This is a genomic window from Streptomyces sp. NPDC034037 (assembly GCF_055575715.1).
Genome location: NZ_JBVISC010000006.1, coordinates 364,537 through 379,056, shown reverse-complemented (window position 1 = coordinate 379,056; position 14,520 = coordinate 364,537). Strand labels below are relative to the sequence as shown.

General features: G+C 72.3%; 14 protein-coding genes. 8 read left to right on the top strand and 6 right to left on the bottom strand.

The features are described 5' to 3' along the window. Positions 1-41 precede the first annotated feature (41 nt). From ACZ516_RS22880 to ACZ516_RS22870, 3 genes are all read left to right on the top strand, one after another. Positions 42-1,037 carry a hypothetical protein gene (locus ACZ516_RS22880; protein WP_469011530.1) on the top strand — a complete coding sequence of 332 codons (996 nt, stop codon included), beginning with the start codon at positions 42-44 and terminating at the stop codon, positions 1,035-1,037. A 117-nt stretch (positions 1,038-1,154) separates the two neighbouring features. Further along, positions 1,155-1,784 carry an HAD-IA family hydrolase gene (locus ACZ516_RS22875; protein WP_469011529.1) on the top strand — a complete coding sequence of 210 codons (630 nt, stop codon included), beginning with the start codon at positions 1,155-1,157 and terminating at the stop codon, positions 1,782-1,784. A gap of 132 nt (positions 1,785-1,916) precedes the next feature. Next, on the top strand, positions 1,917-3,020 hold the full coding sequence (locus ACZ516_RS22870; RefSeq protein ID WP_469011528.1) for a sigma factor: 1,104 nt from the start codon (positions 1,917-1,919) through the stop codon (positions 3,018-3,020). A 36-nt stretch (positions 3,021-3,056) separates the two neighbouring features. Here the strand turns inward: ACZ516_RS22870 and ACZ516_RS22865 are convergent, their stop codons facing one another. Then, positions 3,057-5,168: a GTP-binding protein gene (locus ACZ516_RS22865; protein WP_469011527.1), complete on the bottom strand. Its 2,112-nt coding sequence runs from the start codon at positions 5,166-5,168 to the stop codon at positions 3,057-3,059. Between the two features lie 309 nt (positions 5,169-5,477). Here ACZ516_RS22865 and ACZ516_RS22860 point away from each other — a divergent pair, with 309 nt between their 5' ends. Continuing rightward, a complete protein-coding gene (locus tag ACZ516_RS22860) occupies positions 5,478-5,762 on the top strand; it encodes a hypothetical protein (RefSeq protein ID WP_469011526.1) in 285 nt (94 codons plus the stop codon). 138 nt (positions 5,763-5,900) lie between these two features. Here the strand turns inward: ACZ516_RS22860 and ACZ516_RS22855 are convergent, their stop codons facing one another. Then, complete coding sequence (locus tag ACZ516_RS22855) at positions 5,901-7,217, bottom strand: lysostaphin resistance A-like protein (protein WP_469011525.1); 1,317 nt, start codon at positions 7,215-7,217, stop codon at positions 5,901-5,903. A 187-nt stretch (positions 7,218-7,404) separates the two neighbouring features. On the opposite strand from ACZ516_RS22855, the gene ACZ516_RS22850 reads away from it, so the two are divergent. Beyond that, positions 7,405-9,480 (top strand): sensor histidine kinase, encoded by a 2,076-nt coding sequence (locus tag ACZ516_RS22850; RefSeq protein ID WP_469011524.1) that lies wholly within the window; start codon positions 7,405-7,407, stop codon positions 9,478-9,480. Between the two features lie 50 nt (positions 9,481-9,530). Next, positions 9,531-10,271, top strand: coding sequence for a response regulator (locus tag ACZ516_RS22845; RefSeq protein ID WP_469011609.1), 741 nt, complete (start codon positions 9,531-9,533; stop codon positions 10,269-10,271). 65 nt (positions 10,272-10,336) lie between these two features. On the opposite strand, the gene sodN is transcribed toward ACZ516_RS22845, so the two are convergent. Continuing rightward, positions 10,337-10,732 (bottom strand): superoxide dismutase, Ni, encoded by a 396-nt coding sequence (gene sodN, locus ACZ516_RS22840; protein ID WP_230902718.1) that lies wholly within the window; start codon positions 10,730-10,732, stop codon positions 10,337-10,339. Between the two features lie 143 nt (positions 10,733-10,875). Between sodN and sodX the strand changes: the two genes are divergently transcribed. After that, positions 10,876-11,310, top strand: a complete 435-nt coding sequence (gene sodX, locus ACZ516_RS22835) for a nickel-type superoxide dismutase maturation protease (protein WP_358911634.1) — start codon at positions 10,876-10,878, stop codon at positions 11,308-11,310. On the opposite strand, the gene ACZ516_RS22830 is transcribed toward sodX, so the two are convergent. Further along, positions 11,193-11,843 (bottom strand): CGNR zinc finger domain-containing protein, encoded by a 651-nt coding sequence (locus tag ACZ516_RS22830; protein ID WP_361079474.1) that lies wholly within the window; start codon positions 11,841-11,843, stop codon positions 11,193-11,195. The genes sodX and ACZ516_RS22830 overlap by 118 nt on opposite strands. Before the next feature lie 91 nt (positions 11,844-11,934). On the opposite strand from ACZ516_RS22830, the gene ACZ516_RS22825 reads away from it, so the two are divergent. Continuing rightward, complete coding sequence (locus ACZ516_RS22825; RefSeq protein ID WP_469011523.1) at positions 11,935-12,720, top strand: class I SAM-dependent methyltransferase; 786 nt, start codon at positions 11,935-11,937, stop codon at positions 12,718-12,720. 90 nt (positions 12,721-12,810) lie between these two features. Here the strand turns inward: ACZ516_RS22825 and ACZ516_RS22820 are convergent, their stop codons facing one another. Further along, entirely contained in the window at positions 12,811-13,572 is a 762-nt protein-coding gene (locus tag ACZ516_RS22820; RefSeq protein WP_358587797.1) for an amino acid ABC transporter ATP-binding protein, read from the bottom strand. Beyond that, complete coding sequence (locus tag ACZ516_RS22815) at positions 13,572-14,516, bottom strand: amino acid ABC transporter permease (protein ID WP_358587795.1); 945 nt, start codon at positions 14,514-14,516, stop codon at positions 13,572-13,574. The genes ACZ516_RS22820 and ACZ516_RS22815 overlap by 1 nt, the downstream gene beginning before the upstream one ends. Between the last annotated feature and the right edge of the window lie 4 nt (positions 14,517-14,520).

Below are 14,520 nucleotides of genomic sequence, written 5' to 3'. Positions count from 1 at the left end.
CGTCAGACAGGTCCTAGCGGTGGTCACGGGGAAGGGGAGCGATGACGGTGCGGTGGGGGTCCGGGGCGGTCGCCCTGGTGGCGACAGCGGCGGCGGCGGTGGTGCTGGTGTTGGTGGGGTATGGGAGTGGTGCCGGCCTGGGTACGGGCTCCGGTGGCTCCGTGCCCGCGTACGCTCTGGAGCCCGGCGTGCCCCGGGTGAAGACCGAGCGGGATTACCGCCAGCTTCCTTTGGAGAAGAGGGAGTTCAGCGCGCGGGACAGGGGGCGTATCGCGCGGGCCCAGTCGTATGAGGTGCGGCGGTGCATGCGCTCGTTCGGGTTTGACGACTTTCCGCTCGAACCCGGCCTGGGGCCCCTGATGGCCGAGTCCTACTCCGCCACCATGACGATGGTCGCGATGCCCTCGTACGGGATGCTCGACCTGCGCCAGGCGCGCCGCTGGGGCTATGGCTTCGACCCGGAACGCACCGAGGCCGAGCTGAAGAGGATCCTGCCGACGGGACGTGCGCCGACGGAACGTGAGGGCGGCGTACTGCACGGCACGGCGGGCAAGCGCGTGGTCAACGGCCGCGAGGTCCCCGGGGGCGGCTGTTCCGCCGAGGGCGCACGGCGGCTCGTCAGGGGCGTGGCGGACGTGGACCGCATGTGGACGTACGTGGCCGGGCGCCAGGAGAAACTCGACAAGGTTGTCGCCGAGGACGAGCGGGTGCGCCGGGCCTTCCGGGACTGGTCGCGCTGCGTCGCGGGCAAGGGCTTCAGGACGTACGAGACTCCGATGGCCGCCTTTCGTGACAAGGAGTGGCGCAGGGGCCGCGACGACGGGAACACGGGCCGGACGAGCCGCGAGTTGGGGACCGCCGTCGCCGATGTCACCTGCAAGCGGGAGCTGAACACCGCCGGCGTGTGGTGGGCCGTCAGCAACGAGGTGCAGCGCGCGGATCTGCGCCGCAACAAGTCCCGGTACGCGGCCGTACGCAGGGACCAGCAGCGGGTGCGGGACACTGTGCGCGAGGTGCTCGGTGAGAAGTCACGGTAAGAGCGGTAAGAGAGGTAAGAGGTGCGGCGCGGGCGGACTCCGTGCCGGGACATCTGGACGTAGGCCTGCCCCCGCGCTTGTGGGACACGAGCGACGGCTGACTGACGGACTCGTGCGGTGACGATCTGTGGCCGGGCGTTCGACGCCGTGTTGAGCGACCTCGACGGTGTGATCCGCTTCTACGACATGGGGAAACTGGAGCGGCTGGAGGACGCGTTCGGGCTGCCGCGGGGCAGCACCGCCGAGATCGCGTTCGCGCCCGCGACCGACCTGCCGTTGATGCGCGGGGAGATCACCAGGGAGCAGTGGATCGACTCGATCGCCCGAGGTCTCGTCGACCGGGTGCCGTGGGAGCGCGGGCACCGGCTCGGGACGACGCTGGCCGCCACCGGGTTCCACGCCGACGAGGCGGTGGTGGGGATGCTCCGGAAGGTCCGCGCGGCGGGGCTGCCGGTGCTCCTGGTGACGAACGCGACGCCGTGGCTGGCCGACGACCTGGCTCTGCTCGGCCTCACCGGTCCGGCCGGCCTCTTCGACGACGTCATCAGCAGCGCCGACCTCGGCGTGACCAAGCCGGACCACCGTATCTACCGCGCCGCGGTCGAGCGCGCCGGGGTCGCCGCGGACCGCTGCCTCTTCGTGGACGACCGTCAGGAGAACGTGGCGACGGCACAGGCGTTGGGCATGCCAGCCGTCCTGTTCCGCGAACCCGGCGATCTGCGCGCGGCGTTGGGGCCTCTGCTCTGAGCGCCTCGGACGGCCGTCGGGGCCGCACGTGGCCGCGTACGGACGTTCATTACTGTTCTTCTCGGGTGTGGCGTCGGGGTGGGGAACTTCCGTCACAGCTATGACGGATCGCGACGGAAGAATGAGACAGAGATGATCGAGGACGCATCAGCCAAGGCGGCTCAGGCGGCTCAGGCGGCTCAGGTGGCCCAGGCGGGCCACGCGGCTCAGGCAGGCCACACCGCTCAGGCGGGCCAAGCGGCCGAGGACAGCCTTGCCGCCCGCTTCGAGGAGCACCGGCCCCGGCTGAACGCGGTCGCGTACCGCATGCTCGGTTCGCTGAGCGAGTCCGAGGACGCCGTGCAGGAGGCGTGGTTCCGGCTCAGCCGCACCGAGAAGGCGGCCGCTGGCAAGGCGACAGCCGGAAAAGCGGGCAGCACCGGCGAGCACGCAGGCACGGGTGAGCACGCAGGCGTCGGCGCGGGTGACGAGGCCGGCGTCGCCGGTGAGGTGCGGAACCTCGGCGGCTGGCTGACGACCGTCGTCGGCAGGGTCTGCCTGGACCTGCTGCGCTCCCGGCAGTCCCGGCGCGAGGACTCCCTCGACGTCTCCCTGGAGACGCACGTGCCGGACCCGGTCGTGAGCCGCGTCGACGTGGTCGACCCCGAGCAGGAGGTGCTGCTCGCCGACTCCGTGGGCCTCGCCCTGCTCATCGTGCTGGACACGCTCGCGCCGGCCGAACGGCTCGCGTTCGTCCTGCACGACATGTTCGCCGTGCCCTTCGAGGAGATCGCGCCCATCGTCGAGCGCTCGACCGCCGCGACCCGGCAGTTGGCCAGCCGGGCCCGCCGTCGCGTGCAGGGCTCGACCCCCGCCCAGGAGACGGACGTCGCCAAGCAGCGCGAGGTCGTCGAGGCGTGGATGGCGGCGACGAAGGCCGGTGACTTCGACGCGCTGCTCGCACTCCTCGACCCGGACGTCGTGCTGCGCGCCGACAGCGGGGAACTGTCCTCGGGCCTGTCGAAGCTCGTCCGGGGCGCGGCGACGGTGGCCGGGCAGGCGGCGATGTTCGCCCGCCTCGCCGTCCACCAGCACCTCGTGCTCGTCAACGGTCTGCCGGGCCTGGTCGCCACTCCGGGCGGCGAGGTGTTCTCGATCGGGTCGTTCACGGTCGTGGACGGCAGGATCGTGGAGATCGACATCATCGCGGACCCCGAGCGGCTGCGGAACCTGCGGATCCCGCCGCTCGGGGACTGACCCACCGCCCCCCGGGGAGGCACCCCCGGGGGCTCCTCAGGCGGGCGTCCTGCGCACCACCCGCAGCAGGTACTCCTTCCGGTGGAGCGGGTCGTGGTCCGTCCGCTCCCGCGAGGGAGGGGCGCCGCGCACCGGCTCGTAGTGGTGGAAGGCGGACTCCCACTCGCCCTCGCCCCGCGTGAGTCCGGGCAGCAGTTGCTCCAGCGCGTGCACCTGCTGCGCGGGAATGTCTCCTTCCAGACGGTACGAGGCTCCGCTCGCCGTCGGTGTGTGCGGCACGGCCCGCAGCCGGGCGAGGGTGGGCAGCACCGCCCCGACCGTGTCGGCGGGCACGTCGAGCCGGAACCGGTGCATCGGCTCGTGGACCACCGTGCCCGCCTCGCGCAGCGCGTCCATCAGGACCAGCGGCGTCAGGTTCCGGAAGTCCCCGGCGGTGCTCGACATGCTCTTGTCGAAGGTGCCGTGCGCGTGGCTCTGCCGGGGCCAGTAACCGGCGTGCGTCATCGTGACCACGCAGTCGGGGACGCGCCAGCCGTGCAGCCCCTGGTGCAGGGTCTGCCTGACCGTCTCCTCGACGGCCCGGAAGAACGCGTACGGCATCGAGCCCAACTCGACCCCCAGCCTGAACGCGACCCCGGCGCCGACCGGCGCCGGCTCGATGCGCAGTCCGACGGTGGCGAGGAAGGGGTTGGGCTCCTTGTCGATGAGCTCGAACGCGGCGCCCGTGCCGACGACCCGCTCCACGCAGATCGTCGTGGTCTCGCGGAAGGAGACGTCCAGCCCGAAGTCCGCCGCGAGCGTCGCCTGGATGACCTCCTTCTGTACCTCGCCGTAGAGCGAGACCGACACCTCCTGGCGCACGGGGTCCTGGCGCAGGTCGATCAGCGGGTCCTGCTCGGCGAGCTGCGTCAGCGCGAGGTGCAGGGCGGCCCGGTCGGCGGGGCGCAGCGGGCTGACGACCGTCTCCAGGGTGGGCGGCGCGAAGAAGCGACCCGCCGGCTCGGCTCGCTCGGGCGGTACGCCGATCACGTCGCCGATCCGGACGTCACCGAGTCCCCAGAGCCTGCCGATCTGCCCCGCGCGGAGCTCCGCGCGGCGCACGTCCGTGCCCTGGTCGAAGACGGTGACGGCGGTGACCTTGCCCTCCCTGCGACCGGGCTCCGCCCCGTCCGCCGACTCCGCCGCGCCTGCCGTGTCGGCCTGGCGCGCCGTGCCGTCGCGGATGTCGAGGCGGTCGCGCGTGCGGACGGTCCCCGAGAAGAGGCGTACGTACGCGATCTTCTCCCCGGCGATGCCGCGCTCGACCTTGAACACGCGCCCCGAGAGCGGCCCTTCGGCGTCCCCGGCGGACGCGGGCAGCAACTCGCGGATGCCGTCGATCAGTTCGCGGACTCCGGTGCCCGTGGCGGCCGAGCCGAAGAAGACGGGGTGCACGAGGGCGCGGCCCGTCTGGCGTGCCAGTTCCCGGCGCAGGCGGTCGTACGAGAGGGGCGCCGCGCCCTCGACGTACGCGGAGAGCAGGGCGTCGTCGTGCCCGGCGAGCAGCTCGGCCAGGCGGGCGGTGAAGCCGTGGGCCTCGGCGTTCTCGGCCGTGAACGGCGTGCAGCGGGCCGCGCGCGTGCCGAGGCCGGACACCGGGCCCATCGGGACGATGTCGGGGGTGAGCCGCTCGGCGATGTGCCGGAGGACGCCGTCGTACCGGGCCCCGGCGCGGTCCGTCTTGTTCACGAAGATCAGCGTGGGGACGCGCAGCCGCCGCAGGGTGCGCAGCAGTACGCGGGTCTGCGCCTGGACGCCCTCCACGGCGGAGACCACGAGCACGGCGCCGTCGAGCACGCTCAGGACCCGTTCCACCTCGGCGACGAAGTCCGGGTGCCCGGGGGTGTCGATGAGGTTGACGGTGACACCGTCGTCCGGCGTGGCCCCTTCGGGGGCGGCGACGGTGAAGGAGACGACCGCGGACTTGATCGTGATGCCGCGTTGCCGCTCCAGGGCGAGCGAATCGGTCTGAGTGTTTCCGTCGTCGACGCGGCCCACCTCGTCGATGACACCGGCGGCGTGCAGGAGCCGCTCGGTCAGGCTGGTCTTACCGGCGTCGATGTGGGCCAGGATGCCCAGGTTCAGTGTGCGCGGAGCAGATGAGTGCACGTACCGTCATGTCCTTCGAGGAGAGGTGAGTTCCTTCGGGGCGGGACATGAACGAACGGCGCATTTCTTCTCCTTGCTCGACTTGCTTGACTGGCTCGACCGCGCCGGCCTCTCGCCGGCTGCCACCAGTGCAGCAGGCGGCCGCGGAGCACGGCAACTGGTTAAGCGCCGTCGTGCGGCAGGCGGGACCGCGGCCGAGGCACCGGCGAAATCGGACACGGACTCGGACTCGGGGTCGGGGTCGGACTCGGGTTCGGGTTCGGGTGGCGGTTCGGGCAGGGGGGCCAGGGCAAGAAGGCCACGTACGAGGTGACCTTCGAGGGGGGTGGCACCGGCTCGACGCAGATCATGTACGTCTCCGACACCAACCACATGGAGCAGGTGGACCTGCCGTGGAAGAAGACGGTGAACGTCACCCTGCGGGGCGCGGAGTCCAAGGTCGGCCACACGGTGTCCGTCGTACCGGGTTCGACGAAGGGCAGCGACGGGATGCTGAGCGCGGCGCCGTGTGTCATCAAGGTCGACGGCGAGAAGGTCGCGGACAACAAGGGCGGCAAGGCGAAGAAGTCGCTCTGCGAGTACCTCTTGAAGTGAGGGGCGGCCGCCCCGGCCGTCGGGTGGGGGGGCGGCTGTCATGGCCACCGTGAGGTGGCCTGCTCCTCGTGGTCGGCGGCGGGGGCCGGTGGGGGCGGCCTGTGCATCCCACGCGGGGTCGTGTGCGGGGTCGGCCGTTCAGGCAGTCGCCCCCGCCGCCGGTGGGACGGTCCTCGAACCGTCCACGGGCGTTCCCGCGCTCAGCGTCTCGATCCCGCGGCGGCCCGCCACCCTCAGCACCAGTGCCGCGTATCCGCAGAGCATCACGACATCGACGGCGACCGACATCCAGTCCATGTCGGCGGCCGTCTCGTCGGAGGCGAGCGCGCCGACGATGCCCGCCGAAACCCCCATCGCGAGCAGGTTGTTGAGCGCGTGCAGGCCGATGGCCGCCTCAAGGCCGCCCGTACGTATCGTCAGCGCGCCCGCGACCAGGCCGAACACCACCAAGTCCGCGAAGCCCCACGGCGTGCCCCAGCCGTGCGCGGCGGCGAACAGCGGCGCCTGCGGCAGGATCGCCATCCACGGCGAGCGGAACCAGGCGCCGACCGCCTGAGTGAGCCAGCCCCGGAACACGTACTCCTCGGCCGCCGCCTGGAACGGCACCAGGACGCAGACCATAGCGAGGCCCAGCAGGAAATTCGGGAGGCCGACCCACTCCACGTCGTCCGTGCCGCCGCCGGAAGGCGTGGGCAGCAGCATCATGACGCCGAAGGCCCCCGCGACCAGGGGCAGCCCCATCGCCAGGCACCGCCCGAGCCAGCCCCACCGCAGCCGCCCGGCGACCGACGACAGCGTCGCGGCCGGGCGCCGTTGGGCCCAGCGGGCGGCGAGGAACGCCACGGGTGTCAGCACGGCGAGGGAGAGCAGCGCCAGGCCCGTCTCCGCGATGCCGCCCCAGACGCGGAACCCGTCGGCGTCGACCGGCCGGTGCAGCAGCGCGCCCACGATCTCCGCGCCGAGCAACACCAGCATGAGTGCGGCCATCGCGCCGGCCAGCACCAGCGCGGTCCCCGCGAGGGGGCGCCACCAGCGGTGCCGTCCGGTGATCAGGGCGAGGCGGTGATAGGGGAGGGGCGGCGGGGGCGGGGGTGGCGCTTGCGGGGGGTACGGGGGGTAGCCGTAACCGGCGTTGTAGCCGTAGCCGGGGCTGTGGCCGAGGCCGTGGCCGTACGGGTTGGCGTGCGGGGGCGTGGCGGGTGCGGCGGGTGGGGGAGAGGGCGAGGCCGGTGAGGAGGCGGCCGGGGGCGGCTTGGTCATGTCCCCAGCATCCCGGCCGTACGGCGCGCTTTCGTCGTCCGCCCGTACGATCGCGGTCTCCAACCAGGGATAGAGCCGGGCGCCGTCCGTGGTGGGCCGGGCGCTGCCTGAGGTGGGCCGGGCGTTGCCCGTGGTGAGTCGGGCGCCGTCCGTGGTGGGCCGGGCGCCGCCCGAGGTGAGGTGGGCACTACGCACCGGTCCCCCCTGAGGCACCAGCCCGCACCCGTGCCCCCCCCGTGGACACGCCACCGCCACCCGCACTCGTAGCGCCCGTAGACACGTCCCCGCACCCGTGCCCCCCGTAGATGCGCCACCCGCACCCGTGTCCCCGTCAAGGCGAACCCCCTGCTCAGTCCCGCTTCTCCGTATCATCGAGGCCAATATGGAGGGGATACGCAACTGGCTGCTGCCCGTTCTGCTGGCGGTCGAGCAGTTGGCCTACTGGCCCGGCCGCGTGCTGCGCGACGGCGGTCACGTCGGGGGCGCACAGCTCGTCGGGGCGTCGGCCGCCGCCGTGGCGATCACCGTGGCGCTGGCCCTGCGCCGTCGCCGGCCGGTCGCCGCCGCGCTGGCCGTGGAGGCGGTGCTGGCCGCCGGGTCGCTCCTCCCCGAGGACGCGACGCTGCTGCACGAGGTGGGCGCGCTGGTCGCGCTGTACTCCGTGATGGTGCGCTGTGCGCCGCGTACGGCCGTCGCGGCCGGGGCCGCCCTGACCGTCTCCGCGAGCGTCCGAGGGGCGGTGCAGCTCGACTCGGTGGTCGAGATCGGCGGCGAGGTCCTGGTGAACTGCGCGGTCCTCCTGGCCGTCGCGGGCCTCGGCCGCAGCCGCCGCCACTGGCTCGCGGGGCGCGAGGCCGCAGCGCGGGAACTCGCGCGCGCGGAGGCCGAGCGGGGCCGCGCCGCGACCACCGAACGCCAACGCCTCGCCCGCGAACTCCACGACGTCGGCGCCCACCACCTCACCTCCGTGGTCGTCACCGCCGAGACCGCGCTGCGGCTCGCCGACCGCAGGCCCGAACTGACGCCACAGGCCTTGGAGTTCGCGGCGGACAGCGGACGCGAGACGCTGACGGCGCTGGACCGCCTGGTGGCGATGATGCGGACGTCGGCGGCGGACGAGGAGAGCGGCATCGAGGAGCGAGTGGGCGAACTCGCCGCCGGTTTCGCGCGTCTCGGCCTGCGCCCGGCCGTGGACGTGGCACCGGACCTCGCGGCCCTGACGGGCCCGGTCGCCGAGGCGGCCTTCGGCATCGTCCGCGAAGCCCTCACCAACGCGCTGCGCTACGCCCCCGGTGCCGCCGTGCGCGTACGGATCCGCGTCCTGGAACGAGACGGCGCGGTCGAACTGACGGTGACCGACGGCGGGCCGGCGCCCGACGAAGAAGCCTCGGCGTACTCGGGGGCGTCGGCGGGCGCGCGGCAGGGGCTCGGCTCCGGCCGGGGCACCGCGGGCATGCGGGAGCGTGCGGCCGCGCTCGGCGGCACCCTGGCGGCCGGGCCCCGCCCGGACGCGCCCGGCTGGTCCGTGTGCGCCCGGCTGCCGCACGACTTCGCCGTGCCGCACCGCTTCACCGTGCCGCACCACTCCTCACGTCAGCGGGTTCTGCGCGGTGTGGACCCGGCCGACGGGGCGGTGACCCTCGCCGTGGCCGCGCTCCCGCTCTTCGCGGTCCTCGCGGAGAGTCCCGCGGACACCGCCCTGGCCTGCGGACCCGCCGTCGCGCACGCGTTGCCGCTGCTGTGGCGGCGCCGGGCGCCCTGGGCGGTCCTCGTCGCGGTGTTGGCCACGGCCTGGTCGGCGCCGCTCGGGCTCGCCTTCGGGCTGCTGTCGCCGGCGGTGGCCCTGTGCCTGGTGACGGCGGGTGCCCTCGCGGAGTGCGTGGCCCTGCACGCGGTCGGCGCGTTCGCGGGCCCGGCGCGCGTGACCTGGCCCGCCATGGCGGCCGGGGCGGCCGGCCTGTCCCTGACGGCGCTCGCGCTCGCGGCGGCCGACGGCATCGCGGACGTGGAGAAGGACGGCGGCTTCGGCCTGATCGCCTTCCTGGCCGTGCTGCTCGGTGTGGCCTTCTTCCTCCTCCTGGCCGTGCCCTGGGGCATCGGCGCGGTGGTCGGCGCCCGCCGCGAACGCGTCAGAGCCCACGAGGACCACGCGCTCGCGGCGACGGTCCGTGCGGCGGTCCTCGCGGCGTACGAGGAGCGCCGCCGCATCGCGGTGGAGCTGCGTGGTGAAGTGGCGCGGCACACGGGCGGGGTGATCGCGCGGGCGGAGGCCGGTGACCTCGAGGGCGTGGCGCAGGAGGCACGGGCGGGACTGTCGGCGATGCGGGAGCTGCTGGGCACGCTGAGAGCGGCGGCGGCCCCCGGCGACGTACGAGAACCACACCGCCCCGACCGTCCGCCACCGGGATCCCGTACGGCCCCCGGGGCCCCGAAGGAGGTAACCCCATCAGCACCGTGAACACGGGCACCGAGCCGGAGCCCGGCCCCGCCGAGGCGCCCGGCGCCGGAATGATCCGCGTGATGGTCGTCGACGACCAGGCCGTCGTACGTGCCGGATTCGCGGCGATCATCGACGCGGAGCCGGACCTGCACGTGGTGGCGGAGGCGCGGGACGGCGCCGAGGCGGTGCGGCTGGCACCCGAGGTCCGGCCGGACGTCGTCCTGATGGACATCCGCATGCCGGGCATGGACGGCCTGACGGCCACGCGACTGCTCGTCGGACCGGGCGCGGTTGGCGTGGACGCCGAAAACCCCGGGCACACGGGTGCCGCCGGAACCGCCGGAACCGCCGGAACCGCCGGGAAGGGGAGCCCCCGCGTCCGCGTCCTGGTCCTGACCACCTTCGATCAGGACGCGTACGTCCATGACGCCCTGCGCGCCGGGGCGTCCGGCTTCCTGCTCAAGGACGCGCTGCCCGAGGAACTCCTGGCGGGCATCCGCGTCGTGGCCTCGGGGGAGGCGATGCTGGCGCCCACGGTCACGCGCCGCCTGATCGACGCCTTCGCCGGCACGGCCCCCGCACCGGACCCCCGGCTGCCGGCCTCCCTCACGCCCCGCGAGCGCGAGGTCCTGACACTGGTGGCGGCGGGCCACACCAACGCGGAGATAGCCGACACCCTGGGCGTGACCACCGGCACGGTGAAGTCCCACGTCAACGCCCTGCTCGGCAAGTTGGGCGCGCGCGACCGCGTCCAGGCGACGATCCTCGCCTACGACCTGGGCCTGGCCCGCCCCCGCCGGAGCGGATGACGCCGAAGACACCGCAAGGGCCCGCCCGATGCTCCGGACGGGCCCTTGCGGGACAGCTGTGAAGGTCAGGCCTTCTTCGTCTCCCAGAAGATCTTGTCGATCTGGGCGATGTAGTCGAGCGCCTTCTGGCCCGTGGCCGGGTCCGTCGACGCCTTGGCGGCCGAGAGGGCCTTCAGGGTGTCGTTGACCAGCTGGTGCAGCTCCGGGTACTTCTCGAAGTGCGGGGGCTTGAAGTAGTCGCTCCAGAGCACCGACACGTGGTGCTTGGCGAGCTCGGCGCGCTGCTCCTTGATGACCGTGGCACGCGCCTGGAAGTGGGCGTCGTCGTTGGCGGCCATCTTTTCCTGGACGGCCTTGACGGACTCCGCCTCGATGCGGGCCTGGGCCGGGTCGTACACGCCGCAGGGCAGGTCGCAGTGGGCGCTGACCTTTACCTTGGGGGCAAACAGGCGGGAAAGCATGAAGCTGTCCTTCCTCGTGATCGTCTTCTCAGGTGGGACATTACTCCGTGAGAGGCGGCTTTTCGCGAGTGCCCCCATGGGCTTAGGACAAAAGTCCAGGCTCGGAGTGGGACTGGTGGAGGATGGACCGGGGAGGTGGCGTGATGCCGGAGGTGTCGCAGGAGAGCGAACGCGGGAGGGCGGTCCTGCCGTGGGGCGCGGCCGAGGTGACGGGCCCCTCGATGGTGCCCACGCTGTACCACGGCGACCGGCTGCTCGTGCGGTGGGGCGCGCGGGTCCGTCCGGGTGACGTGGTGGTCCTGCGCCATCCCTTCCAGCAGGACCTGCTGGTCGTCAAGCGCGCCAAGGAGCGCCGCGAGGGCGGCTGGTGGGTGCTCGGCGACAACGCGTTCGCGGGCGGGGACAGCACGGACTACGGCGTCGTCCCTGCGGACCTCGTCCTCGGCGCCGTGCGCCTGCGCTACCGCCCGCCGGCCCCCGGGCGGCGCTCGCCGGCCGCGCTGCTGCGCTGGGCGGTGTCCGCCGTGCGGCCGGTGCTCGCCGAGCGCTCCGTCTCCAGGCGCTTGCGGGCGCGGTAGGCGGCGACGTTGGCGCGGGTCGCGCAGCGGTCCGAGCAGTAGCGCCGGGAGCGGTTCGTCGAGGTGTCCAGGTAGGCGTTGCGGCAGGGCGCCGCCTCGCACAGGCCGAGGCGGTCCACGCCGTGCTCGGTGAGGTGGAAGGCGAGGCCCATCGCGGCGATCGCGGCGTACCCGGCGGTGGCGTTCGAGGGGTGGTCCGCCAGGTGCATGTGCCACAGCGGGCGCCCGTCGTCGTCCCGGAGGTCGTGGCCGGAGATCTGCGGGCTCACCGGGAACTCCAGGAGCAGGGAGTTCAGCAGGTCGACCGCGAGCGTCTCGTCGCCGCCGTCCGCCGCCTCGAACACCGCCCGCAGCCTGCCCCGTACCGACCGGAAGCGGGTGAGGTCGGATTCCGTCGCGCGGCGCGCCATCTGCGTGCTCGGGCCGAACAGGTCCCGGATCGCCTCGACCGAGGTCAGCGTGTCCTTGTCGCGGCCCGGCTCCTCGCTGTTGACCAGGCGTACGGCGTAGTCCGAGTAATAGGCCAGTTCCACTTGTAGTCCTTACGGGGGCGGGCTATGGTCATCACGTCGGCACGTAATAGCCGATTGCGGTACCAGGGTATTACGGAGTGAAGGGGTTCTGATGACGGGAACGGGGACCGGGGCCAAGACCGAGGCCGGGGCCGGCACCGACTGGCGGGCCTGGCAGGACAGCTGGGACCGGCAGCAGCAGTGGTACCTGCCCGACCGTGAGGAGCGGTTCCAGATCATGCTCGACATGGTCGAGGCCGTCGTCGGCCCCGCGCCGCGCGTGCTGGATCTGGCGTGCGGTACGGGAAGTATTACGGACCGGCTGCTCAAGAGGTTCCCGGACGCGACGAGCGTCGGCGTCGACCTCGACCCCGCGCTGCTCACCATCGCCGAGGGCACCTTCGCCGACGACGACCGCGTCACCTTCGTCACGGCCGACCTGACGGACCCCGACTGGGCCGCCGCGCTGCCGCACGACAGTTACGACGCCGTCCTCACCGCCACCGCCCTGCACTGGCTCTACAGCGACCCCCTCGCCACGCTCTACGGCCAGGTCGCCGGGCTCGTGCGGGACGGCGGCGTCTTCATGAACGCCGACCACATGCCGGACCCCGCCACCCCGCGGCTGAACGCCGCCGAGAGCGCCTACCGCCACCGCCGGATGGACGGCGCCAAGGCCGAGGGCGTCCTGGACTGGAAGGAGTGGTGGCAGCTCGCCGCGCAGGACCCGGTCCTCGCCGCCCCCACCGCCAAGCGGTTCGAGATCTACGGCGAGCACGCGGACGGGGACATGCCCTCCGTCGACTGGCACGCCCGTACGCTCCGCGAGGCGGGGTTCGCCGAGGCCCGTGCGGTGTGGGCCTCGCCCTCGGACGCGGTGGTCCTGGCGCTCAAGTAGCCCCCTCGGAGCGCGGAAGGGGCGGTACGGATCACTGATCCGTACCGCCCCTTCCCGTACTCCTTGCAAGGCGCTCCCCAGAGCGTCTTGTTACAGCACCTTGGACAGGAAGGACTGCGTCCGCTCCTGCTGCGGGTTCGTCAGCACGTCACGCGGGCTGCCCGACTCGACCACCACGCCGCCGTCCATGAAGACGAGACTGTCGCCCACCTCGCGGGCGAAGCCCATCTCGTGCGTGACGACGACCATCGTCATGCCGGACTCCGCGAGGTCGCGCATGACGTCGAGGACGTCGCCGACCAGCTCCGGGTCGAGCGCCGAGGTCGGCTCGTCGAAGAGCATCAGCTTCGGGTCCATCGCCAGCGCGCGGGCGATCGCCACGCGCTGCTGCTGGCCACCGGAGAGCTGCGAGGGGTAGTTCTTCGCCTTGTCGGCGAGGCCCACCCGCTCCAGCAGCTGACCGGCGCGCTCGCGCGCCTGGCTCTTGGGGATGCCCTTGACCTGGACGGGCGCCTCCATGACGTTCTCCAGCGCCGTCATGTGCGGGAAGAGGTTGAAGCGCTGGAAGACCATGCCGATGTCGCGGCGCTTGAGGGCGACCTCGCTGTCCTTCAGCTCGTACAGCTTGTCCCCCTTCTGCCGGTAGCCGACCAGGTCCCCGTCGACGTACAGCCGACCGGCGTTGATCTTCTCCAGGTGGTTGATGCAGCGCAGGAACGTCGACTTCCCGGAGCCGGAGGGGCCGATGAGGCAGAAGACCTCACCCGACTTGACCTCCAGGTCGATGCCCTTCAGGACCTCTACGTGACCGAACGACTTGTGGACGCCCTCGGCCTTCACCATGGCGGTCATCAGCGGACACCTCCGGCGCCGCGGTTGCTCAGCGACAACATGTTGGCCTTGATCTTCTGGAAGGGGGTGTCCGGCAGGGAGCGGGACGAGCCGCGGGCGTAGTAACGCTCCAGGTAGAACTGACCGACGCTGAGGATCGACGTCATGATCAGGTACCAGCAGGCGGCGAGCAGCAGCGTCTCCACGGTCGCGCCGGACGAGGTGCCGATGTCCTGGGCGTACTTCAGCAGCTCGTAGTACTGGACGGCCGCGACCAACGAGGTCGTCTTCAGCATGTTGATGAACTCGTTGCCCGTCGGCGGCACGACCACCCGCATCGCCTGCGGCAGGACCACGCGGCGCAGCGTCTTGCCGTGGCTCATGCCGAGCGCGTGCGCGGCCTCCGTCTGGCCCTCGTCGACCGAGAGCAGGCCGGCGCGGCAGATCTCCGCCATGTACGCCGCCTCGTTCAGGCCGAGACCGAGCAGCGCCGTCAGGAACGGCGTCATGAAGTCCGACCACTCGTCCTTGTAGACGGGGCCGAGGTTCACGTAGTCGAAGACGAAGCCGAGGTTGAACCAGACGAAGAGCTGGACCAGGACCGGCGTACCCCGGAAGAACCAGATGTAGAACCAGGCGATCGAGGAGGTCACCGGGTTCTTCGACAGGCGCATCACGGACAGGATCACGCCGCCGACGACGCCGATGAGCATCGACAGGAACGTCAGGATCAGCGTCTCGCGGACGCCCTTGAGGATGCGTTCGTCGAAGAAGTTGTCGGGGATCGCACCCCAGTTGATGTCGCCTTGCGCGAAGGCGTAGACGATCGCGGCGAGGGCGCCGATCGCGAGGACCGCGGCGACGTACCGGCCGAAGTGCCGCACGGGGATGGCCTTGATGGCCTCCGCCTGCCGCGCCTTCGGGACGTCGTCCTCGGGGCCCTTCTTGGAGATGTCGGAGCTCACGTGG